This is a genomic window from Chitinophaga rupis (genome assembly GCF_900109685.1).
Taxonomy (GTDB): Bacteria; Bacteroidota; Bacteroidia; order Chitinophagales; family Chitinophagaceae; genus Chitinophaga; species Chitinophaga rupis.
Genome location: NZ_FOBB01000001.1, coordinates 1,755,050 through 1,777,543, shown reverse-complemented (window position 1 = coordinate 1,777,543; position 22,494 = coordinate 1,755,050). Strand labels below are relative to the sequence as shown.

Below are 22,494 nucleotides of genomic sequence, written 5' to 3'. Positions count from 1 at the left end.
ATTCATTTGTACATTTTCTTTACATTTACAACAAAGCAAAGACAGGCATGAACCGGCGATTTTCTTTATTGAAAAAAATACTAATAAGTGGATTGTTATTATTTACCCAGGTAGCCTGGGCACAGGATGCGAATGAGCTGTTCAGCACCGCCAATAACTTCATACGCAGCGGCGACTATGCCAATGCCATACTGGTATTAAACCAGGCCTTACAGCTGGAACCGGATAACACGCAGTTCCGCAAGCAGCTGGGCTTTGCCTATTATCTGCGTGGGGAAATGCCCAAAGCGCAAAAGATCATTGAGCCTTTGCTGGATAAAAAAGATACTGATGCACAGCTGTACCAGATAGCCGGCAATATCTATCAATCCCGGCAGGACTGGAAAGGCGCGCAGCGGTTATATGATAAAGGGATCCGCAAATTCCCGGAAAGCGGGGAGCTGTATAATGATAACGGGCAGCTGCTTATTTCTCTCAAAATGTACGATGGGGCTTTGAACAACTGGCTTAAAGGCATTGAAAAAGATCCCAATTTCCCCGGCAATTATTACAATGCGGCCCGCACCTATTATTATAGCAAAGACCCGGTATGGGCCATCCTGTACGGGGAAATATTTGTGAACCTGGAAAGCTATACCACGCGTACCGCAGAGATCCGCGATATATTAATTGAATCCTATAAAAAGCTGTTTAACGATCCGTCTATGCTGAACAGCATTCCGGCAGATATGGAAAGCAGCAAAAAAGGACGCCATGGTAAAGCTGCTGAGCGTACGGACTTTGTAAATGTGTTCCGGCAGCTGCTGGCCAAGCAAACCGGCGTTATCAGCAACGGCATTGACCCTGAAACGCTTATTATGCTGCGTACCCGTTTTATACTGGACTGGTATAATTTTTATAGCTTCAAATACCCGTTTGCGTTATTTGATATGCAGCGTACCCTGCTGAAAGAGGGTATGTTTGAAGCGTATAACCAATGGATCTTTGGACCGGTAGCCAGCCAGGCCAGTTATCGCGCCTGGACCAACCTGCATAAAACAGAATACGATAAGTTTATGCAGTACCAGCGCAACCATCCGTTTAAATTACGCCCCGATGAGTATTATAATGATGGCCGGTTCACACTCAGCAGGTAGTGTTTTAATGTGTGAATGTGTTGATGTGCTAATGTGCTGGTTTTTGTCGCATTAGCGTGTATAGTTAGTTTGGTCAGGTGCGGTGTAGATAAGTGTTTATGTTATTGTACTGATTTGGTTAAGTGTAGATGGACGAGATGTGTTGATATGCAAATGTATAGGAATGTTCATATGATGTATTGAAAAGTTTAAATAGATAGAAGTGCAAGTGCTGATGATTCCACGTGGTTATTAATTATTCATTGTTAATTATTAATTATATATGCTTGCAACAAAACACCAAAACACAATTGACAACGCGGTAAAAGCCAACCACGAACGGCGGTTTTACTCGCAGTACCCCGAGCACCCCAAAGCTTATGGAGAAGAAGCCCCCGCCAAAGGCGCAGATAATTTTAAGAAAATGCTGCATCAGCCTTTTGACCAGCTGCTGCAAACCGGCGCCGGTAGCCGCGTAGGCGAAGAAACCTCTCCTTACACCCTGGAAAAGCTGGGCATCACCTATCCTGCTTTTACCGTAAGTGAGCTGGTGACTAATGCCACAAATGCAGCCCGGCAATGGGCCAATACCTCCGCTACCAACCGGGCCGATATACTGGTAGAAACCCTGGAAAGGATCAAGGGTTATTTCTTTGAAATAGCACATGCTACCATGCATACTACCGGGCAAAGCTATATGATGAGCTTCCAGGCCTCCGGCCCGCATGCCAATGACCGTGCGCTGGAAGCCATTGCCATGGGGTATGAGGAACTACAACGTTTTCCTGCAGAGCAGGTATGGGAAAAACCTATGGGGAAAACCAGCCTGCAGCTGCATAAAACCTTTAAGGCAGTACCCAAAGGTATTGGCCTGGTAATTGGATGCTCTACCTTCCCGGTATGGAACTCACTGCCAGGTATATACGCAGATCTGATCACGGGCAACCCGGTGATCGTAAAGCCACACCCGAAGGCAGTGCTGCCCATTGCCATTGCCATTAGCGCCATACAAAAGGTATTGCAGGAAAATGGTTTTGATCCGCACCTGTGCCAGCTGGCAGCTGACAGCAGCGAGGAGCCCATTACCAAAGAGCTGTGCGAACACCCGCTTATTACCCTGATCGATTATACCGGTGGCACTGCTTTTGGTGATTATGTAGAATCACTAAAGCACAAAACCGTTTTTACTGAAAAGGCAGGCGTTAATTCCGTAATACTGGACAGTGTGCAGGATATGGATGCAGTGGCACAGAACCTGGCCTTTGCCGTATGCCTGTATTCCGGGCAGATGTGTACTGCGCCGCAGAATTTTTTCATACCTGAGCAGGGCATCAGCACCGCCAATGGTAACCTGAGCTTTAATGAAGCAGCGCAAAAAATAAAGGATGCCATTGCCGCTTTGGTAAATAATCCTAAAATGGGCGCCGGCACCCTGGGTGCAGTACAGAATGATGTTACCCTGCGCCGTGCACAGGACGCCTATACGCTGGGTGGTAAAGTGTTGCTGCAGGGCGGCCCGGTGGTGAATGAAGAGTTCAGCAATGCGCGGGTATGCTCTCCTACCGTATTGGAAGTAACCAGCGCCGACCAGGATATTTACGAAAAGGAATTGTTTGGACCGGTGATCCTGATCATTAAAACAAAAGATACCAGCCATTCCATACAGCTGGCCAAACAGCTGGCCCAGCAACATGGGGCTATTACCTGTGGCGCCTATACGAACGATGCGGTGATGAAGGAAAAAATTGCAGAGGAAATGAACAGTGTGTTCACACCGGTATCCTTCAACTTTACCGGGTTTATATGGGTGAACCAGCATGCCGCTTTTTCAGATTTTCATGTTACAGGCGGTAACCCGGCGGGTAATGCCAGCTTTACCAACCAGGAGTTTATTCTGAAAAGATTTGTGTGGGTAGGCAACCGGGAAGTAGTTGGCAGTTAATAGTTGGCAGTTAGCAGTTTGCAGTGGGCAGTCATGCTGCAAACACAACGTAGTGCTCTATTCTATGACTGCAAACTGCCAGCTGCAAACTGAGAACTAATATTTACACGTATGCGATATATTTTACTGATCATAGGATGTTTGATAATGGCCTGCCAGCAGGCGCCCAAAGCGGATAAGGCAACAATCTCCGATGCCCGGTCTGTGCAGGAAGGCGAAGGCGTGGCTTACCAATTAAACACCAGCGAAAGCTATGTGCAATGGATAGGTACCAAACCCACCGGCCAGCATACCGGCCTTTTTAAAATAAAGAGCGGTACCCTGAATGTAAAGGACAGCGCTATTACCGGCGGTAAGTTTGTGATTGACGTTACTTCCCTGGAAGATGTAGACCTGAAAGCAGATACCTCCATGAAAAACAAGCTGGAGCGTGAGCTGAAGGGCGCCATGTTCTTTGATGTAGCACAGTTCCCCGAAGCAGAATTTGCTATTACCGGGGTAAAGCCCTTTGTATCAGACGGTAATGAAGTGCTGCTAAAAGATGCCACGCATACCATACAGGGCAACCTGACCATTAAACAGATCAGTAAGAATATTTCCTTCCCTGCCAAAATAGTACTGCAGAAGAATGAGGTTACTGCTACGGCCAACTTTAACCTGGACCGCACGTTATGGGGCATGACCTACCGCGCAGATAAATCTGTGCAGGATAAACTGATCAATTCCCTGGTCAACATCCAGTTCTCCATTAAGGCGGAGCGGTAGTAGAATAGGCAGTCAAATTCAAATAAAATTATTTAAATTTAATTGCCTCTATTATCACTAAAACCTGTTCTCATGGAAAATACACAACAACGGGATGAACGGCTCTGGCGCATTGCCAAGGCCCGGACTGCGTTTAAGTCGCACCTGATCACCTACCTGGTAGTGAATGCAGGTTTGTGGGCGCTGTGGCTGATCACAACCGGCGGCAACCAGGGCGGTACTCCCTGGCCAATATGGCCGGCTTTCGGTTGGGGTATTGGCCTGGCTTTTCACTATTTTGGCGCCTACCACAACGATCCCCATGGAAATACTATCCGCGAATATGAAAAATTACAGAACGAACAGCAGAGTCGTGGCCTGTGAAATTGGCAAAAAGCAAATTAAAGCATGATGGATCAACCGAGCCGATTATTTGACGTACTCGCCTGGCAGTTGGAAAAATATCCCAAAGAGGATATGCTGGCAGGCAAAATAGATGGGCAATGGAAGAAGTACAGCACCCGGGAAGTAGCAGATCTGACCATGCAATTCAGCTCCGGCTTATTGCAGCTGGGCATTAGCCGCGGCGATGGCAGCCTGGAAGGCAAAGATAAAATAGCCATTATTTCTGCCAACCGGCCGGAGTGGATGATCACGGACCTGGCCTGCCAGCAAGTGGGCGCCGTATTGACCCCTATTTACCCTACTATCAGCCAGCATGAGCTGGCCTTTGTATTAAATGACGCAGGCGCACGCATCCTGTTCGTCGGCAGCGAGGAAATACTGGAAAAGGTGATCGCCATCCGCGATCAGCTGCCTGCGCTGAAAGAGATCTTTTCCTTTGACAAATTACCCGGCGCACGTCACTGGACAGAGGTGCCGGCCATGGCCAAACAGGAGGACTATGCCACCATTGAGGCCATTAAGAAAAATACGAACCCGGAAGAGCTGGTGACTATCATTTATACCTCCGGCACCACCGGCACACCCAAAGGCGTAATGCTGACGCACCATAATATTATGAGCAATGTAACGGCCTGTAACCCTTACCTGCCGGTACACAGCAGCGCCCGCGCGCTCAGCTTTCTGCCCCTGAACCATATTTTTGAACGCATGGTGACCTACGTATACCTGACTGCAGGAGTACCTATTTATTATGCGGAAAGTATGGATACCATTGCCGACAACCTGCGGGAGGTGAAGCCTACCATTTTCACCACTGTACCCCGTTTGCTGGAAAAGGTGTATGAAAAGATCATGGCCAAAGGGCTGGAGCTGAAAGGCATAAAACGTGCGCTGTTCTTCTGGGCTATTGAATTAGGCAAAAAATACGAGATCAATAAGGACCAGGGCTGGTGGTATAACCTGCAGCTTTCCATTGCCAATGCGCTGGTGTTCAAAAAATGGCGGGAGGCCCTGGGCGGTAATATCCAGGCTATTGTGAACGGCGCAGCGGCCTGCCAGGTGCGTTTGCTGAAGGTGTTCACGGCAGGGCGTATCCCTGTGCTGGAAGGTTATGGGTTAACAGAAACCTCGCCCGTGATCAGTGTGAACCGCGTGGAAGAGCAGGACCGGATGTTTGGTACCGTAGGACCTATTATCAGCGGTATAACCGTTAAAATTGCGGAGGATGGAGAGATCCTTTGCAAAGGCCCCAATGTTACCATTGGCTACTACAAACGCCCGGACCTGACAGCAGATGCCATCAAGGACGGCTGGTTCCATACCGGTGATATTGGCGTGATCGTAAATGATAAATTCCTGAAGATCACCGACCGGAAAAAGGAGCTTTTCAAAACCTCCGGCGGCAAATTCGTAGCGCCGCAGCCCATTGAAAATAAGTTCAAGGAATCGCCTTACATAGAGCAGATCATGGTGGTAGGGGCGGATCAGAAGTTCACCTCAGCGCTGATCGTACCTTCTTTCACCAACCTGAAAGGCTGGTGCGAGAAACGGGGCATTCCTGTTACCAACTATGAATCACTGGTGAAAAACCCGGAGGTGAAGGAGCTGTTCCAGCAGGCGCTGGAAAAATATAACCAGTTCTTTAGCCATGTGGAGCAGCTGAAAAAATTTGAGCTGATGCCCCATGAATGGACGGTGGATGGCGGAGAGCTGACGCCTACCCTGAAGCTGAAGCGGAAGGTGATCTTGGAGAAGTACGGGAAGGTGATCGAGGGGATGTATAATTGATTGGCGGTTGAAAGAGGCTCCTGGTTAACGGGAATTGGATTTTGACATGAAAAAACATACTTTTGCACTCCCTTTTCCTTTTGGCCCCGGCTGAAAGGGGTATTGGGAATGGCCCGGTAGTTCAATGGATAGAATAGAAGTTTCCTAAACTTTAGATACAAGTTCGATTCTTGTCCGGGCTACATAAACAATAAAGCCGCTCAGAGGGCGGCTTTATTGTTTTATTGCATTTGCAAAGGCCCGGCTATCCAAAGATCTTATAGGAAGCAGCCACAATCGTAATCATCTCTAAATTTTCCGGCGCCTCCAGCCCGCTGCCATTACGCTGTTGTTGGAACGATTTAAAAGAAGGCAGCTCCAGGAATTCTTTCTGCGCCTCATCATTATCGAAAGTAGCGATGTGGGTAAATGTTTTGCCATCACTTCCCAGGTAGCTGATATAACGGATGGCGGGGTTGTTCAATGCTTCAATATCTTTGACAAACTCCTTTACATTCTGTTGATTCTTGTCAGAAAAATCTGCGTTTACGGTGTAGGTTACTTTTACGATCTTCATTTTTTTTGATTTTTGTGCTTATAAGACAATCCTGAATTTTAAAACGTGACCACTATTCGTTTTTTTATTTATTGAGCCATGTGCCCAAAAGCCTGCTGAGCAGCGGCACCAGGAAATAGACCATTACGGGTACTGCTATCAGGGTTAATACCAGGGTTCTGAGTGCTGTGGGCAGCGGCTGCAGGAGTTCTCCTAAGAAATGATAAAGCACCGTGATCAGGGGATAAATAGCAAGCCAGATAATGAATGCCATTTTGTGCTTCCCGTTTTTACTTTTGTTTTCCATATTAGTTTGTTTTTAACTGCGGAAATTGCTTTCCATAGTTAAAAACAAACAAGGCGTCCATTACGTGACAGAAATCCTAAAAATTAAAAAGGTTCTTTAGCTTGTCAGGATCCACTATAGAGTAAACGTTTTTGATCTTTCCATCTTCAATATCAAAAACCTGGCAGTTGGTCAAAGCGTTGTCCTTGTAATAAAGTAAGGCTGGCTGGTGGTTAATTGTATGAATTTTGAAAGTAAAGCTATGCTGATAGGTTTGATATAAATAAAGCAACAGATCTGTTACAGGCTGAACTCCGACCGTTAATTCACGAACAATTTTCACTTTTCCTCCACCATCGGCCATAAACGAAACCTCCTCCGAAAGTTTTCTTTCCAGTGAACCGGTGTCTCCATTCTTTATGAATTCAACATATTCCAGCAGATAGGAGGATGTAAGATCTGTAGCTAACCTGGGAGGATTATTATTGTTTTTCAATCCGGATCTAGCGCGGCTCAATAGCTTCCTTGAGTTTTCAACCGTGATGGATAATACCGCGGCAATATCTTCGTGGGAATAATCAAAGGCTTCCTTTAATATAAATACGGCCCGCTCCTTTGGATTCAGGTGCTCAAGCAATACCATCATGGAGTAGCTAATGATCTCGCGGCGTTCGATATTCGTATCTGCACGCTGGGTGTCTACCGGCTCCGGAAGCCACATGGCGCCTGTAAGGGTTCTTGCATTCCTCTTTTTGACATTAATTGACTGGTTAACAACACTTCTGACAAGGTACCCAAATTCATTATCAATTTCTTTGCCGGCAACTGCCATATATTTGATCACGACCTCCTGAATTACATCCTTCGCATCATCCACAGAACCTAAAATATTGTAGGCATAGGGAAACAATTTTTGCTGGTACCCGTCTATTAAATTCATCCGGTTAAAATTTAGTAAAATTATCCTGACATGGCTTCTGCCGGCCAATATACTATAAGGATATCTCAAATAAAAAATTAGCCAGCTGCAAGGACTATCCTTTGCTAAATGTTTAACTTCAGCAGTTTGTCAGCATTACCATGGGCAAGCTTTGCTATTTGCTCACCGGGCAACGCTATCGCATTCAGAAATTCGATTCCCATTTCGTTTGTGCTAAACGGATAGTCAACAGAAAACATAATATTATCTATACCAAAAGTATCTAAAGCAATTTTTAATGGCGGCTGGGTAAAGAAACCGCTGGTAGTAATGTAAACCTGCTGATGAAATGTATCGGTAAGTGTCCGCTGGTTGGCGCCTCCATTTCCCGGTTTAAATGCTCTCTCTGACCTTGCCATCATCATCGGCAGCATTTCTCCCATATGGCCAATAATCAGTTTTAGTTTGGGATACATATCGAAGATCCCTGAAAAGAGCAGACGCAATACATGCAGCGCGGTTTCCGAATGCCATCCCCAGCCGTAGCAAGCCAGCGCTGCTGCCATACCTGAATGATTAGGCAGTCCACTGTAGTAAATATCGGCAACTTCTTTTGGCGGCAGGCCGGGATGAAGGTAAACAGGTACATCCAGCTTTTGGGCACGTAGCAATATCGGTGCAAATTTTGGGTGATCCAAGAACTGATCCTGGGTAAGCCCCCGGATCATTGCGCCGCGAAAATGGTATTCTTTTACTGCACGTTCTAATTCATCCGCCGCAGCAAGGGGCGCTGTCATAGGCAGATGAGCAAAAGCCGTAAACCGGTCCTCAAAACCTGCGATCCTTTCCGCAATCAGATCATTATACTGCATAGCAAAAGCCGGCCCTTCCTGCGGGCTTAACAGATTAGCGCCGGAACTATCTACAGACAGTACCTGCATTGTAATGCCGTTAGCATTCATCGACTGCAGGCGTTCGCCGGTAATATCAGCCAATTTGGGAGCTATCCGCTGAATAGCTTCTGATTGACCAAAAGCGCCCAGTGCTTCTTTGGGTATTTTGTTGGCCATTTCCGGAAAGGAAATATGTTCTTCAAGTGCAACTATCCGCATGTTAATAACTGTTTGCTGAATACTTATGGTTGTTTAGCATGTTATACTCGAATACAAAGGTACATACCCAACTATTGAACGTATGCGCACTAATAACGGGAAGTATTGGATTATTCACGGGCCCTTACCGATGAGAGGAATGGCGTTTGGGATCAGGTACAAAATAGGCAAAAAAGTATCTGCATAGGCGAAAATCATGAGAGCTTTTTGTCCCAATATCTAATTCTTTCGTAGTAGGTAAGCTAATCACAAATTTTTGCTGCTCATCTTTCTGTCACCACGTTAAAATTATGCACATACATGCAAACGATTGCATTATTTACGGGATTCCCTCAATGATCTTCTTCCTGCGCTGAACGCACAGGTTTTACCGTATAAAACCACTGTTATGATCAACTCTTATAAGCACATTAGTTATCAACATACATGCAAACGATTGCATTATCACCTGGAAATTCCAAATGAACTTCTGCTGTACTGAAAGAACATGTTCTTCACCATAAAAATCCCCCCGTTATGATCAATTATTATAAAAAGCATATCAGGCACCTGCTCCTGTGCTTTACACTGTTCCTCGCTTATTTGCCCGGGCTACATGCACAGGTCCGGACCATTACCGGAACCATTATTAAAGAAAGTGATCACCAGCCTTTCCCCGGCGCTACGGTCAGGGTAAAAGGATCGCAACAAGGCACCACCACAGATGGTAATGGCCACTATTCGCTGGCAAACGTACCCGCCAATGCTACCCTCGTTATTACCGCTATCGGCGCTCAAACACAGGAGATCCCTGTGGGAAGCCAGCAAAAGATAGATGTGACACTGGCAGAAAGCAGCAAGGGATTAAACGAGGTATTGGTAGTGGGCTATGGTACACAGAAAAAAGCTGACCTCACCGGCGCTGTTGCCACAGTGAATGGTACTGAACTTAATAAAAGGATCGCTACTGATCCTACCCAGCTGCTGCAGGGAAAATTACCCGGCCTCTCGCTCACGCAAGGTTCCGGCGAGGCAGGTAACGAAGGCTCCGTGCTGCGTGTAAGAGGCCTGGGTACCTATAGCTCCGCCGGCAGCAGCCCGCTTATTATTGTGGATGGTTTACCGGGAAGCCTTACTGCCCTGGACCCGCAGAACATTGAATCGGTTACCCTGCTCAAGGATGCAGCCTCAGCAGCCATTTACGGTACCAGGGCCGCTAACGGTGTTATACTGGTTACTACCCGGCAGGGAAAGAATGGGAAGTTCCAGCTATCCTATGATTATAGCATCGGTATCACAAAGCCTACTGCTTTGCCGGATAACCTGATCTATAATTCAGCCCAGTATATGCAGCTGTATAACCAGGCGGCAGCAAACTCCGGCTATCCAAACCGGTTTACGCCGGAAATGATCGCAGCCTATACCAATCCTTCTGATCCCAAGCAGTATCCGAATTTCAACTGGCTGGACGCTGTTATGAGAACCGTACTGGTGCAAACGCATCATATCGGCATGACAGGCGGCAATAACGGCACTGTATACAATGTTGGTCTTGGTTATGTGGATCAGCCGGATATTATGATCGGCTTTGCCTATAAGAAATATAACCTGCAGTTGAACCTCAACTCAAAGATCAACAGCTGGGCTACATTTGGATCCAGCGTTACGCTTAACTATGGTAAAAGAAGCTACGCCTCCAGGGGCAGCCAGGATATGTTCCTGTCCACACTCTCACAGTCCCCTATGTACGGACCGCAATTGCCCGATGGCAGCGGCCGTTATGTAAATTCAGTATATCCCAGCGTGCAAACGCCCAACAAAAACCCCGTAGCAATAGCAGACAATGCGCTTGTGAACAACAACGATTATTACCTGCAAAGCAATTTTTTCCTGAACATCCAGCTTTTAAAAGGCCTGGAATGGAGAACAAGCGGCGGTCTTAATTTCAGCTATAACAAGACCTATGATTTTAAACCGGTGATCAACCAGTACAACTGGTTTGCCGGGCCCAATGATGCGCCGGAACGTACATTGGATGTAAACGGACAGGGGCTGATAGTAACCGACACGAATATGATATACCCGGTTGGATACAGCCAGCTTACCTATACACATGCAATTGACAAGCATAACTTCAAGATCCTGGCCGGTACCCAAGCGGAGTATAACAAATCACAGCGCCTGGCAGGCAACCGTAACACACCCTTTCCAAGTAATGCCCTGCATGAGCTGAACGCCGGACCCTCAGGCTCCCAGATCGCTACCGGCACTTCTGCTGAATGGGCACTGCGCTCTTACTACGGAAGGCTTAACTATGACTATGATGAAAAATACCTGCTGGAAGTGAACGCCCGTTACGACGCCTCTTCCCGGTTCCCACCCAATAACCGCTGGGGGCTTTTCCCTTCTGTTTCCGCCGGATGGGTATTAACACGTGAGCAGTTCATGAAAGACATTTCATGGCTGAATAATTTAAAGCTCCGCGGCTCCTGGGGAAAGCTGGGTAACCAGAACATAGGCAACTACCCTTACCAGGATGTATACACCAGTCAGAATGCATACAATGCAAACACAGGTTATGCCTATTCATTTTCCGGCAGCTCACTGAACTCCGGCGTAGCGCAGAACGGGTTCGTGGATCCAAACATAAGATGGGAAACCACCCGCGTTGTTGATTTTGGTACAGACATTACCCTGTTCAACAAGCTGAATGTTACAGTTGACTGGTATAATAAACTAACATACGATATCCTGTATACACCGCTGATCCCCGGTTACATGGGACTTGACGCGCCTACCCTTAACCGGGGCAAAATGAAAAATACCGGACTGGAAGCCGCCATTCAATACACGGATAATATTGGCGATGTGCGTTTTTCTGCCGGCGGCACTATTCAAACCAACAAGAACACGGTGATCAAGTTCGGCGCACCTGCCATTAATACCAGCAATAATACCATTGTTAAGGAAGGTAAGCCTTACGGCAGTTTTTATATGTATCAATATGACGGCATCTTCCAGTCAGCCGACGAAATTGCCAGGTCACCCATACAGCAGTACAGCCCGAAACCGGGATATATCAAATACAAAGATGTAACCGGCAATGATACCGTTGATGCAAATGACCGTGTGATCGTGCCTGGCGTTTTCCCCAAATTTGATTACTCTTTTAATGCAAGCGCCTCCTGGAAGAATTTTGATATCAGTGTTTTCTTCTACGGTTCTTACGGACAAAAATTATTTGTGAACGGCTGGGGCATTCAGCCATTTAACCAGGGTTCTCCTCCCTCCACTGACTGGCTGAATGCATGGACGCCGGAAAATCACAGCACTACCATGCCTTTGATCTACATCACCGGCCAGGGTACTGCAAGCCAGAACATCAGCACAGCATCCACCTACTATCTAAGGAGCGCCTCATTCCTGAGGCTTAAGAACCTGCAGATAGGTTATACATTACCACCTGCCATCAGCAAGCGGATAGCCATGAGCAGCCTGCGCATCTTTTTCGCGGGCGACAACCTGCTCACTTTTACCAGCTTCAAAGGGCTGGATCCGGAACGGGTATCCAACAACACCCGGTTTGTAGCGCATCCGCAGAACCAGGTATTTGCATTTGGCGTTAAAGCGGTTTTCTAACACTTAATTGAAAAAGAAATGAAACGTTGTATAAGACATATCGTACTTCTGTTGCCAGTAATGATAATGCTGCTTAGCTGCGGCAAGAATTTCCTGAACAGGAACCCGCTGGATCAACAGTCTTCCGGCACTTTCTGGAAAACAAAAGCAGATGCCGATCAGGCCCTCACTGCTATTTACAGTTACCTGATACAAGGGTATAACTATACCAATGCAAACAACACCGGGCAGGGATGGGGCGCTGGTACGCCTTACTGGGAAACACTGACAGATAATGCCTATAGCGGCGCTTTTTCCAATGTTGCAATAGGGGCCATAGAATCAACTACCGGCACTATTCAGTCAGACGCCTACAATATACCCTACCGGGCTATAGAAGCCTGTAATAAGTTCCTTGCCAACATTACAAATGTGCCGATGGATGCTGCTGTTATGAACACCTACATAGCAGAGGTAAGGTTTATACGGGGATATTATTATTTTTTGCTTGCGCAGGTTTATGGTGATGTAATGCTATCTTTTAAGCCGTTAGACAAAGACCAGGGAGCCTACCATCTTGGCAGGGCGCCAAAGGCAGTAGTATTGGATTCTGTATTAAGCGATCTGCAGTATGCTGCTGCCAATCTTCCCAACACTGCTTATAACGGGCATGTGGTAAGAGGCGCTGCGCTGGGCTACCAGACCAAAGTATACCTGGCTATGCACAACTATCAGGCCGCTGCCGCTACAGCCAGAACCATTATGGCGGAAGGCAAGTTTAGCCTGTACACCGGCGGTTACCGCAATTTATTCCTGAAGCCCGGGCAGAATAACAATCCTGAAATTATGTTCTCAGGACGTTATCAGATCCCTGGCGCCTACAGCCCTGCAGAGTACCTGTATACCTACAGCGCCAGCTTTCAGCCGTTAAGCTACCTGGTAAATGATTATGAATGCACGGATGGCCAGCCTATTACTACGTCGCCCCTGTATGATCCTGCGCATCCGTATAATAACCGTGATCCACGATTGGCGGCTACCATACTGGTGCCCGGTGTGCTGTACAAGGGAGGTCTTGTTTTTGATCCTGCCGCCATTGGCGCATCGTCCGGTTTCCTGAATAAAAAAGGCGTGGATTCAACACGCGCAACCGTGATTGGTACGCAAAGCGACCAGGACTGGGTATACCTGCGCTATGCGGATGTACTGCTCATGTATGCAGAGGCACAGAATGAAATTGGCGGCGCAGATGCAACTGTATATGACGCAATAAATGCCATACGAAACCGCCCGGGCGTAAATATGCCGGCCTTGCCTGCAGGTCTTTCGCGCGATGCCATGCGCACGGCCATCCGTCATGAAAGACGTATTGAGCTGGCGCTGGAAGGACAGCGGTATTTTGACCTGAAGCGCTGGCAAACCGACCGGATCATTCTGCCCACTGTAAAGGATCCCAGCGGCGCTATGAGAACATTTCCCCTGCGGGATACTTTATGGCCGGTACCGCAGTCTGAGATAGACATAGCGGCCAGCTATGGCAACACTGCATTTAAACAAACACCCGGCTGGCAATAACGGGAAAAATATGCTTATGAGGAATCTAATAACAGTTATTCTTTATTGTATGATCACCGGCAGCGCTTATCGTGTAAGCGCTGCCGGTGTTAATATAACAACATACGGCGGCGTGGGAGATGGCCATACGCTTAACACCTGGGCTATACAAACTGCCATAGATGCATGCAGCAAAACTGGTGGTGGCAGCGTAATACTCCCTGCAGGAAAATCCTCACCGGCACCATTGTGCTGAAGGATCATATTACACTTCAGCTGCAGAATGTGGAGGGCGCATCTATTAAAAAAGTACATGCAAAGGGAGCTGCTAAAGAGCTGATAAGTTATGGTTGGATACAACTGCATCAGCGCTGCGCTACCGGCTTGTTGCTGGATGGCTGCAATGTACCGGATGGGGGAATTGATCTTATGAACCGTGGCGCAATGGGCTCCGGCCATGGCTGGGCAATTGGCTGGGCGGTGGTCTGGAACTGTAAAGCGCAGTTGTTCCTTAACCAGCAACCTCCGGGAGCAGCAAATTGGGTCATTGGCAACCAGGGAGAGCGGCAAAAACCAAACCCGGATTTGGCTTTAATGTTGAAGCGGAGGCAGGAAGAAAAGTATACAAATACAGTCGTTATCTATAACGAGGGTACTGGGGAAGCTGTAGACCCTTTCTTTGAGGAAAAAGGAGATGCGCAAAAATTCCTGTTTGGAGCGCATCTGAATGCGCGCTATTCAGTTGCTCATAATTTAGAGGTAATGCTGGGCGGACAATACTTTTTTAATTCTCTTTATAAAAGTGAGAATACTTTTAAGCCGTTCCATGACAAGAGCAAGGTCTTGCAGGTTCAGCTTGGACTGAGTTATGACCTGGGGCGGCTTTCAGAAAATTATAGCTTTAGGGGATCCTATGAAGCACTGTTTATACATCCTTCAGGTTCAAATTTAAAAAACTTTGAGTTATAAACCGAGTAAACTACGTATAAACGGATAGGTGGAGGCCACGTAAATCAAAAACAATGAAATCATAAATATTCCTATTAACCATTCAATAGCTACTAAAGCAAACAGCGGATCTTGAAAATTGAAATATGAAAAGCTGGGTTTCGGATTAAAAAAGATGTAAAAACTTTTCCAAAAGCATTTTAGAAAATTCTTTGTATAATCTTTGGAGTTATATGTCCCATTTTTTTGCTTCTTACCGCTACCAGCCTTTTCGCCATTTTCGACATTGATGTACTCTATGAAAGGCTTCTGGTAGAAAATATAATAAAAATAGGCAAAAGCAGTAATGATCAACAAGCTACTCACAAGAAAATTATCACCACCTTTATATCCATTTCCAACTACAAATTCGAGAAAGCTCAATCTAAATAGTTCAATTATATTGTTTAAATTAAGATTGTTTCGAAGATAATCCATTTTAAGAATCAGTAACTGATGCCGGTATTTATTTTCTAGTTCGACAGTTAAATCATGGCTTTGACTATAGGAAATCTTAATATCATTTATAAGCTTATTATAGAAACTATTTACATTATCCAATAAAGCTTTGTTATGAACAGGAATAGCTGGATTTGTCTTGCAATAAACGAAATTTACTTCTTCTATCGAAACTGGGTTAATATTTAAACTGGCGAGGCTAAAATTAGATGGATTTAAAACAATATCCAAACCAGATGAAAAATGAGAATAATAAAATCCGTTGTTGGTTTTCAGCGAATCTTTAATCAAAGTATTAAAAAGCATTAAAGTGCCAGAAAAAAAAGCATCTCTCAAATCAATGCTATTCACACACTGGTTATTGAAACTTACCGTATGCAAAAAATTTGCAGAATTAAAAGACATATTACAGATCGGAAACTTCGTATTTGGAGAAGGGTCAACAATGATTTCGGGAAAGTCGCCGGCTTGAGTATCATTATATTTTAATCTCAACTGATCAGAAAAAAGGCTTGTAATATAAGTTCTTCCTTTAAATGTTACACCGGAAAAGTCAAACGAGTAAAAGGGATTGTTATTATAAATGACAGCCTCATCATAAAATATACAAGTAGAAGTAACTTTATAAGCAGGCTGCACTTCAGTGCCAGTAAAGGGATCACTATAAAATCTGTCAAAAACTTTCTCGGCCCAATTACATATCTTATTTCCAATCAACGTTGAAGGCTGATCATTATCAAGAGGAATATGTGTGATCTGGGAGATATAATTATTTATAATTCTCGCTTTACTTTTAAATTCTACATTGTCAAATACTATCCCATCTGAATATCTTCCGAAAGTAAAATTGTTCATCAAAACAACATCCTCATTAAAAATGATGTTTTTGAAATATATACCAGTAAATGTGCACAATTTAAACGTAACCCGTTTTTGAAAAATGATTTTTGGAAGACCTAGAGTGATATAGTTTAATTTATTTCCCTGATCTTGTCCAAGAAATTTGATACATCTGATATAAGAATTCTCAAAATGTATTTGGTAGGGTATAACCCAGTCATTGCCGCTTTTCACAGCAAGGGAATCCAGGTACAATGTATCAATAATTGCAGCATTGATGGTAATGCTGTCTTTTATTTGTGAATATAGCTGCCATTCATTCTCGTTCTGCCTACTATATTCCATTAGCATATTTGTGGGATTATGCTGAAATATTAATGCATTGCTGTCGATAAAATGATGATCTGCTCCATAGGCATATACAAATCTCTTTTTACCGGAAGGCACGAGCTTATAATAATTAATATCGGAGTAAGGATCTATACGGCCTATAATTGTGTTATAATAGTCGCATTGACTATTGCCGTTTTGCGCACATAGAGATAGGCAAAATAAAAGCAACGCAAACAAACTTAATATTCCCTTATTAAGACTAAGATATATTCGCATTTCCTAAGGGTACATTTAATATACCTAATAACCACCCGTTTATTAGATGTCGTTCTTTGATGTATCCAACCCGGACCATAACAACGTTCATTTATCTACAGCTACTGCTATATTCCAGGCTTCCATAATAGTTCTTTCGAATTTCTCTACTGAATTAGTTGTTCTCATTGTAGAAAACACTTTACTAATTTTGCTCCGCACTACAGATCGTGCTTCTTTTATATGTTCCATTGGAATACCCTTTAAGACCAACCAAAGCAAAAAGAATCCTCCTGCTGACCTTACCTTACCTGTTTGAAGCATAGCGTCTAGCTGCTTATTTCTAAAGAATTCCGTTGTTTTACCAGTAGGATTGGAAGTAAGCAATTCAACCTTTTCGATAAAATCCGTTTCAAAACCATTCAGCGCCAATAAAAACTCTTCTTTACATGCCGGATCTTGAAGAATATTTGTAATATATGATTTATCCCTGATTCTAATACTTACGCAGAAACGAGATGAGCAAATAGCAAGAACCTCCTTCACACTATCCAGATCTGGTACAGTGGTACTCTTCATATAATACAAATAGCACAAACAGGTAACAAGCCCCTCATTGAACATTCTGGCATCTTCCTTTCGTAAATACAACCAATCTTTCATTTGGCAGAGCTCTCTTATGGAGCCGATAACTTCATTATCGACGCAAGCATTCCAATACTCGAAAGTATTCTCCTTTATGGGGAAGGGCTTATGGTTAAGTCTTTTAAACAGTTCTTCCGGCTTAAAATGTTTATTCTCATTTTCCTTAATTTCTATAATACTTATTCCAAAATTAAGGATGCGCCTTTGATAAACATCCGAAAGTTCACTGAACTTCTTGTGATCCAGTTGAGGCAATAATCCTGACTTTAAAGTTAGAGAGAACTTGTCTTTTTTAGAAGTTTCTATCACTCCATTCTCATTTCTGTATTTTTCTCCTAAAAAACCGATGATCGCCAATAACCGCTGTTGCCCATCAATTACCTCTGCAACCCCATCTTCCCGCAAATAGACATATATAGGATAAAGCTTAATTCCTAATAGTATACTTTCAATTAATGAAGAAGCTTTTACAATACTCATGGCTTCATCCCGCTGATAAGGTGGCCTGAGATTGAATTTTCCTCTTTTCATCTTATCAAGGAGATCTTCAACTGTATTTGAAGTTGGCAATATTTTTGAAAAATGTTCTTTTTCAAGCCCCGGCATAAAACGGTCCTGCATATATTTATTCATCAGCTCTTTATGTGTTACAAGGAATTCCTCGTCTCCTTGCAGGTAGCTAGCAAAACATATGTCCAATTGAGAATTAAAAAAAGAAGCCATTAAACCATATCTCTTTTTAATTTGTTGCGCATGATCATTTCTGCCATTAGCATAGTCCTTTATATGCTTAGCAATGTGATTAACCATCCTTTCTTTAAAAATAGGAGCATTGAATTCATCATACTTTATCTTTTCCTTTTCGCATACCGATAATGCCCAGTATATACATTCATAGATCAATCCATTTGAGGGAATTCTCTCCTTATCCAATAATGTTTTTATCTCCAGTGGAAAATAAAGCTTCTTCTTAAAGCTTTCAAAGATTAACTGAATATTCTCTTTGTCCCCTTTATTGACTGCTTTGTAAGAAAGGAAATCATAATATTTGTTTATAATATCTTCCCGTGCATTCACAAATCGGTTTATAGGAACATTATGCAACACAAGGAGTTGCCGGATATGTTGCATCATTGTTTCCAGATTTCTGCTTTTATGATCAAAAATATTCACGACCTGATCATATAATTGTGCATCTTGTTTAAACCATTTTTTAAAATATATATTGATCTCATCCTGTAAATATTGCGCTTTGAACACTTCCTCTTTTTTCAAAGGCGATATACCCAGATTATATCTCCTGAACATCTCCCGCTTCATCAATCCCTCCATATATGGATTCATGTCCTTTTCACTTTTAGCCTTTATTATAATGAAACGGAGCGTTGTATCCTGTATACGCTCTTTCAGCTTTTCGTCAAGTTGCGAGAATTTTTTGCCGGCCAGGTTCCATAATTTATCCAGCCCCTGTGGTTTCAACCGGAAATCATCTTTTAGAAATTTATTAATTGCTGCACATCGTTGTTTGCCATCTATCACATCCATTCTTTCCTCTTCCTCTTCCGTTGTTGCACCCTTTATATACACTACAACTGGTGGCACTTCTCCGTGCAGTATAATGGTTTCTATAAAGTTTGTGGCCTTTACTTCAGGCCAAACAAATTTCCGTTGATGAGGCAGGCAATAGTTTAAAAAATCACCCTGTTTATTACGTAATTGAAACACAGAACGTATAGACATCAGGCAGTCTGTTATAACAATATTTTTGAACACTTCATTCATTTCGATTTGTCTCATGATCTTAACGTATTATGTGAAAGTAAAATCAACTATTCTTTTTTCTATTTTTGCTCAACCCATTGATTTTTCGCATGACTAAAAAATATTGTTTTGCCAACTGAAACGGCGTCAGATTTAGCTCCTGAGAAATCTCTCTGAAACTATATTTCTTTTCATAATAAAGCTTTAGTATGCGGATCTGTAACATATTCAGATATATTTCGTAATCTGACACTGATATTACCGGTCTTTTTCTGGAAGCATCTGCTGCTTTCTTTAATCGGTCTGTAATGCGCTTCAGTTCCTTAAAAACCCTCTGCATATCCCTTGTTACGTGTTGATGGGACATACCGACAACTTCAGCAATCTTCTTAGGCTTGAAGTCTCGTTTAAGCAATTCGACAATTGTTTTCCTGTTTCCACGCAAATATGGAATAGCGTTCTCTATAAGCTGCAACTGTTCCTCTTTAACCAAGGCTTCTTCGCGTCGCGCCATTTCCTTTTCCGGATCGTAAACTGCAATGCTGGTTTCTTCATGAAGATCCAGCGCTATAATATTTAGTTCGGACTTGCCGGCCTTCCGTTTGAAATAAGCATAACACTCCCATCGTACACATAAACAGGCAAAGCGCCGAATATGCAATGCATTTTTCATTCTTTTCCGATGATCCCAAGCTCGCAAAAATGCATCTTGAACAATGGAATCAATCTCAAAGCCATTTTTTATTATATTACAGGCATAATTAAATACAAAGTTGTACAGGTGATCATAAATATGATTAAACCCTCTTTCATTTCCCTCGATGAATAGCTGTAAATAATGATCTTCTTCTGGTATTTGAAATCTAAATTGGCGGCTCATTACATGGATTTTACTGGAGAAAAGGGATGCTAATCCCTGGGGTTAAGAGATCACCATTCTGTAACAGATCAGTATAAAGATTTAACAGATAAAATAGCTTACCACACTTTTAACACCTCTTTAATATTAAAATGTGATATGGGGTTATTATTTTCTCTTCTAAAGTTCTTTTCCTACATTACAATTATGGCTTTCTGGAATACCGAAATGCTTCGGAACTGCCTTCAAAATCCGGAATTAAAAATTGTTTAAAATCCGTTTACATAAATTCATTTAAAATGTGATAAATAACCCTGAGTTGTACTCAACAAGTAAATAATGACCGGATGATCATAGTGCTTAGTTACAACCAAGATAGATCATCAGAACCTTCTGCACTTCGGTGGAATACAATCTTATTGTAATTACACCAACAGGTAATTACAATGTTCTGATTAGCACCAAGAGTGAACTGGCTGCCGTTGGCAACAGATATAGCACATTCCTATTAAAGGACATCTCTTTAATAGTATTAGCTCATGCTGCGTTTGGATTATTTTGAAGATAAGTTAAGTTGTTCCTGCAGGAAGGCATGCTAATATAAACACTTGCTATTTATAACATTGTGCTTACCATAGCCATACGGGTTGCGAAGATACCATGCCAGAAATTGACTTCCGTTAATCAGGTGTTAACCTGAAAAAAAATCACAACTAACTTTTTAGCAGTTTGTTTATTGCAATCTAAGATCTCTTATCATGATCAGAACACAGTGCCCCAGTTCAAGTCTGTTATTTCACAATCATGTTCATTACTTAAACAAATCCCCCATCACTATCTCACCCTGCACGATGTCGCGATAGTAATCATTTATCTTCACACCGTAAGTGGTGATCATGGTAGGAAAAATCGCACTCTTGGTTTTGGTCTCAGACCTAAACACTGAGATTTTATTCTCCAGTTCCTCTGCATATTTTTTATCGATTACGAATTCCCCATTAGCGAATTTCATTTCACAAAGATTGATCACCTTGTCCTGGCGATCAAGCAGCAGATCGATTTGCGCACCTTTTTTTGCTTTTGGCGGCATATATCGCCACCCGGAAACCTCAGTCAATACTCCTTCTATACCAAGGGCCCTTTTTATCTGCAGAACATGTTTTTGACAAACCGACTCAAACGCAAACCCACTCCAAATAGTATATGATGCAGTAGTTGATTGCCGAATCCAGGTACCTGCACCGGTGGCTTTGGCATGCTCGATAAATCTCAGATAGAATAGAGAATATTCGTCTGAGAGTTTGTAGATGCTTTCCTTTTCGGTTTTCTCAAAAGGAATGTACGGCGCAATAAATCCTGACTCCTCCAACTCCTTAAGTATCTTAGTCGTTGTTCCTCCCGAACTAAGACCACATTCCGCGATGATTTCATTCCGGGTCAGCCCCTTCCCTTTTTTGGCAAGCGCCCGGATTACCGTCTCGTGGTGATGGGAGTTGGTAAACAGAGATTGGTAAAGATTCTTAAACTCACCTTTTAACAGACCATCTTTGGTAAAGCACAGGCGATCAATCACCTGAGCTACGCTTTCCCCCTTTTGGATTCCCTTGAGGTAGTGTGGTATGCCACCCATAGCCATATATAGCTGCAGGATCAGGTAATGGCTGAGCCGGATGCCCCGGCTGATTAAGTACTGCTCCGTTTCCGCAAGCGTAAAGGGAAGTAAGCGGATGGTTTGGGTTACCCGGTTATGCAGGCCGCCTTTGTTATTGATCACCTGGTCGATCATCCACGAAGCCGCAGACCCACAAATGATCACCTTAAGATGTTCTTTCTTAGAAGCGGAACTGTTCCACCAATGCTCGAATGCCTGCAGAAAGCCGGATCTTTGGGTATGAAGCCAGGGGAATTCATCAAAGAACAATACGGCTGATTTGTTTTTGGGCAAATCATCCAGGCATTGATCAAGCATATGAAATGCTTTTATCCAATTTTCTGGCGTGGCGATAGGCACTTTGCTTTTCATCGCAGCTTGCAGCGCCAGGCTAAAATTCTGTAACTGATCCTTAAAGGAAGCTTCGTGAATTCCCGTCACTTCAAAAATGATCCTGTCTTTGCAATAGGTTCGAATAAGAAATGTTTTACCAACCCTCCGCCGACCATATACCGCGATTAGCTCAGCTTCTCCGGAGCTCATTTTTCTAGCCAGTATCTTTTGTTCTTCTATTCGTCCTGTTAGCATAACATAGTTTATACTCAGCCAAAACTACATATTTTTTTAAGTTTTGGCCAACTATATTATTTCATACTCAGCCAAAACTTTTAACCTATTGAAAGTCTGGTATAAAATAATTTGAGAAT

17 protein-coding genes and 1 tRNA gene are annotated in these 22,494 nt (G+C 43.6%); 10 read left to right on the top strand and 8 right to left on the bottom strand.

What is annotated here, in order from left to right:
• Window positions 1–92: 92 nt before the first annotated feature.
• The 6 genes from BMZ54_RS07195 (at window position 93) to BMZ54_RS07170 (ending at window position 6,176) form a co-directional block, all read left to right on the top strand.
• A complete protein-coding gene (locus BMZ54_RS07195) occupies window positions 93–1,136 on the top strand; it encodes a tetratricopeptide repeat protein (protein WP_162277487.1) in 1,044 nt (347 codons plus the stop codon).
• 262 nt (window positions 1,137–1,398) lie between these two features.
• A complete protein-coding gene (gene paaN / locus BMZ54_RS07190; protein WP_089908089.1) occupies window positions 1,399–3,057 on the top strand; it encodes a phenylacetic acid degradation protein PaaN in 1,659 nt (552 codons plus the stop codon).
• Window positions 3,058–3,168: 111 nt separating this feature from the next.
• Window positions 3,169–3,822, top strand: a complete 654-nt coding sequence (locus BMZ54_RS07185; RefSeq protein WP_089908086.1) for a YceI family protein — start codon at window positions 3,169–3,171, stop codon at window positions 3,820–3,822.
• Window positions 3,823–3,894: 72 nt separating this feature from the next.
• A complete protein-coding gene (locus tag BMZ54_RS07180; RefSeq protein WP_089908083.1) occupies window positions 3,895–4,185 on the top strand; it encodes a 2TM domain-containing protein in 291 nt (96 codons plus the stop codon).
• A gap of 24 nt (window positions 4,186–4,209) precedes the next feature.
• On the top strand, window positions 4,210–5,994 hold the full coding sequence (locus BMZ54_RS07175) for an AMP-dependent synthetase/ligase (protein ID WP_089908080.1): 1,785 nt from the start codon (window positions 4,210–4,212) through the stop codon (window positions 5,992–5,994).
• A 110-nt stretch (window positions 5,995–6,104) separates the two neighbouring features.
• Window positions 6,105–6,176, top strand: a tRNA-Arg gene (locus tag BMZ54_RS07170).
• Window positions 6,177–6,238: 62 nt separating this feature from the next.
• On the opposite strand, the gene BMZ54_RS07165 is transcribed toward BMZ54_RS07170, so the two are convergent.
• The 4 genes from BMZ54_RS07165 to BMZ54_RS07150 form a co-directional block, all read right to left on the bottom strand.
• A complete protein-coding gene (locus BMZ54_RS07165) occupies window positions 6,239–6,550 on the bottom strand; it encodes a hypothetical protein (RefSeq protein ID WP_089908078.1) in 312 nt (103 codons plus the stop codon).
• 64 nt (window positions 6,551–6,614) lie between these two features.
• Window positions 6,615–6,836 carry a putative antibiotic biosynthesis monooxygenase gene (locus BMZ54_RS07160; RefSeq protein ID WP_089908075.1) on the bottom strand — a complete coding sequence of 74 codons (222 nt, stop codon included), beginning with the start codon at window positions 6,834–6,836 and terminating at the stop codon, window positions 6,615–6,617.
• Window positions 6,837–6,912: 76 nt separating this feature from the next.
• Window positions 6,913–7,755, bottom strand: a complete 843-nt coding sequence (locus tag BMZ54_RS07155) for a sigma-70 family RNA polymerase sigma factor (RefSeq protein ID WP_089908073.1) — start codon at window positions 7,753–7,755, stop codon at window positions 6,913–6,915.
• Window positions 7,756–7,859: 104 nt separating this feature from the next.
• Window positions 7,860–8,846, bottom strand: a complete 987-nt coding sequence (locus BMZ54_RS07150; protein ID WP_089908070.1) for an amidohydrolase family protein — start codon at window positions 8,844–8,846, stop codon at window positions 7,860–7,862.
• Window positions 8,847–9,362: 516 nt separating this feature from the next.
• Between BMZ54_RS07150 and BMZ54_RS07145 the strand changes: the two genes are divergently transcribed.
• Genes BMZ54_RS07145 through BMZ54_RS33330 form a run of 4 tightly spaced genes read left to right on the top strand, consistent with a single transcriptional unit; the run spans window position 9,363 to window position 14,966 of the window.
• A complete protein-coding gene (locus tag BMZ54_RS07145; protein WP_089908066.1) occupies window positions 9,363–12,464 on the top strand; it encodes a SusC/RagA family TonB-linked outer membrane protein in 3,102 nt (1,033 codons plus the stop codon).
• A 60-nt stretch (window positions 12,465–12,524) separates the two neighbouring features.
• Complete coding sequence (locus BMZ54_RS07140; RefSeq protein WP_238386524.1) at window positions 12,525–14,018, top strand: RagB/SusD family nutrient uptake outer membrane protein; 1,494 nt, start codon at window positions 12,525–12,527, stop codon at window positions 14,016–14,018.
• Window positions 14,019–14,034: 16 nt separating this feature from the next.
• Complete coding sequence (locus BMZ54_RS32705) at window positions 14,035–14,253, top strand: glycosyl hydrolase family 28-related protein (protein WP_238386515.1); 219 nt, start codon at window positions 14,035–14,037, stop codon at window positions 14,251–14,253.
• Window positions 14,184–14,966, top strand: a complete 783-nt coding sequence (locus tag BMZ54_RS33330; protein ID WP_238386514.1) for a hypothetical protein — start codon at window positions 14,184–14,186, stop codon at window positions 14,964–14,966. The genes BMZ54_RS32705 and BMZ54_RS33330 overlap by 70 nt, the downstream gene beginning before the upstream one ends.
• Here the strand turns inward: BMZ54_RS33330 and BMZ54_RS07130 are convergent.
• The 4 genes from BMZ54_RS07130 to BMZ54_RS07115 form a co-directional block, all read right to left on the bottom strand.
• Window positions 14,961–16,730 carry a hypothetical protein gene (locus BMZ54_RS07130; protein ID WP_143080929.1) on the bottom strand — a complete coding sequence of 590 codons (1,770 nt, stop codon included), beginning with the start codon at window positions 16,728–16,730 and terminating at the stop codon, window positions 14,961–14,963. The genes BMZ54_RS33330 and BMZ54_RS07130 overlap by 6 nt on opposite strands.
• 249 nt (window positions 16,731–16,979) lie before the next feature.
• Window positions 16,980–19,313 (bottom strand): DUF262 domain-containing protein, encoded by a 2,334-nt coding sequence (locus BMZ54_RS07125; RefSeq protein ID WP_089908057.1) that lies wholly within the window; start codon window positions 19,311–19,313, stop codon window positions 16,980–16,982.
• 28 nt (window positions 19,314–19,341) lie between these two features.
• Complete coding sequence (locus BMZ54_RS07120; RefSeq protein ID WP_089908054.1) at window positions 19,342–20,157, bottom strand: RNA polymerase sigma factor; 816 nt, start codon at window positions 20,155–20,157, stop codon at window positions 19,342–19,344.
• 790 nt (window positions 20,158–20,947) lie between these two features.
• Window positions 20,948–22,375: an AAA family ATPase gene (locus BMZ54_RS07115; protein ID WP_089908051.1), complete on the bottom strand. Its 1,428-nt coding sequence runs from the start codon at window positions 22,373–22,375 to the stop codon at window positions 20,948–20,950.
• Between the last annotated feature and the right edge of the window lie 119 nt (window positions 22,376–22,494).

Bases quoted from the DNA above. Each gene is read 5' to 3' on its own strand.
- BMZ54_RS32705 (WP_238386515.1), top strand. From the start codon at position 14,035: ATGAGGAATCTAATAACAGTTATTCTTTATTGTATGATCACCGGCAGC.
- BMZ54_RS33330 (WP_238386514.1), top strand. From the start codon at position 14,184: ATGCAGCAAAACTGGTGGTGGCAGCGTAATACTCCCTGCAGGAAAATC.
- BMZ54_RS07155 (WP_089908073.1), bottom strand. From the start codon at position 7,755: ATGAATTTAATAGACGGGTACCAGCAAAAATTGTTTCCCTATGCCTAC.
- BMZ54_RS07185 (WP_089908086.1), top strand. From the start codon at position 3,169: ATGCGATATATTTTACTGATCATAGGATGTTTGATAATGGCCTGCCAG.
- paaN (WP_089908089.1), top strand. From the start codon at position 1,399: ATGCTTGCAACAAAACACCAAAACACAATTGACAACGCGGTAAAAGCC.
- BMZ54_RS07120 (WP_089908054.1), bottom strand. From the start codon at position 20,157: ATGAGCCGCCAATTTAGATTTCAAATACCAGAAGAAGATCATTATTTA.
- BMZ54_RS07150 (WP_089908070.1), bottom strand. From the start codon at position 8,846: ATGCGGATAGTTGCACTTGAAGAACATATTTCCTTTCCGGAAATGGCC.
- BMZ54_RS07175 (WP_089908080.1), top strand. From the start codon at position 4,210: ATGATGGATCAACCGAGCCGATTATTTGACGTACTCGCCTGGCAGTTG.
- BMZ54_RS07115 (WP_089908051.1), bottom strand. From the start codon at position 22,375: ATGCTAACAGGACGAATAGAAGAACAAAAGATACTGGCTAGAAAAATG.
- BMZ54_RS07140 (WP_238386524.1), top strand. From the start codon at position 12,525: ATGATAATGCTGCTTAGCTGCGGCAAGAATTTCCTGAACAGGAACCCG.
- BMZ54_RS07165 (WP_089908078.1), bottom strand. From the start codon at position 6,550: ATGAAGATCGTAAAAGTAACCTACACCGTAAACGCAGATTTTTCTGAC.
- BMZ54_RS07160 (WP_089908075.1), bottom strand. From the start codon at position 6,836: ATGGAAAACAAAAGTAAAAACGGGAAGCACAAAATGGCATTCATTATC.
- BMZ54_RS07145 (WP_089908066.1), top strand. From the start codon at position 9,363: ATGATCAATTATTATAAAAAGCATATCAGGCACCTGCTCCTGTGCTTT.
- BMZ54_RS07180 (WP_089908083.1), top strand. From the start codon at position 3,895: ATGGAAAATACACAACAACGGGATGAACGGCTCTGGCGCATTGCCAAG.
- BMZ54_RS07125 (WP_089908057.1), bottom strand. From the start codon at position 19,313: ATGAGACAAATCGAAATGAATGAAGTGTTCAAAAATATTGTTATAACA.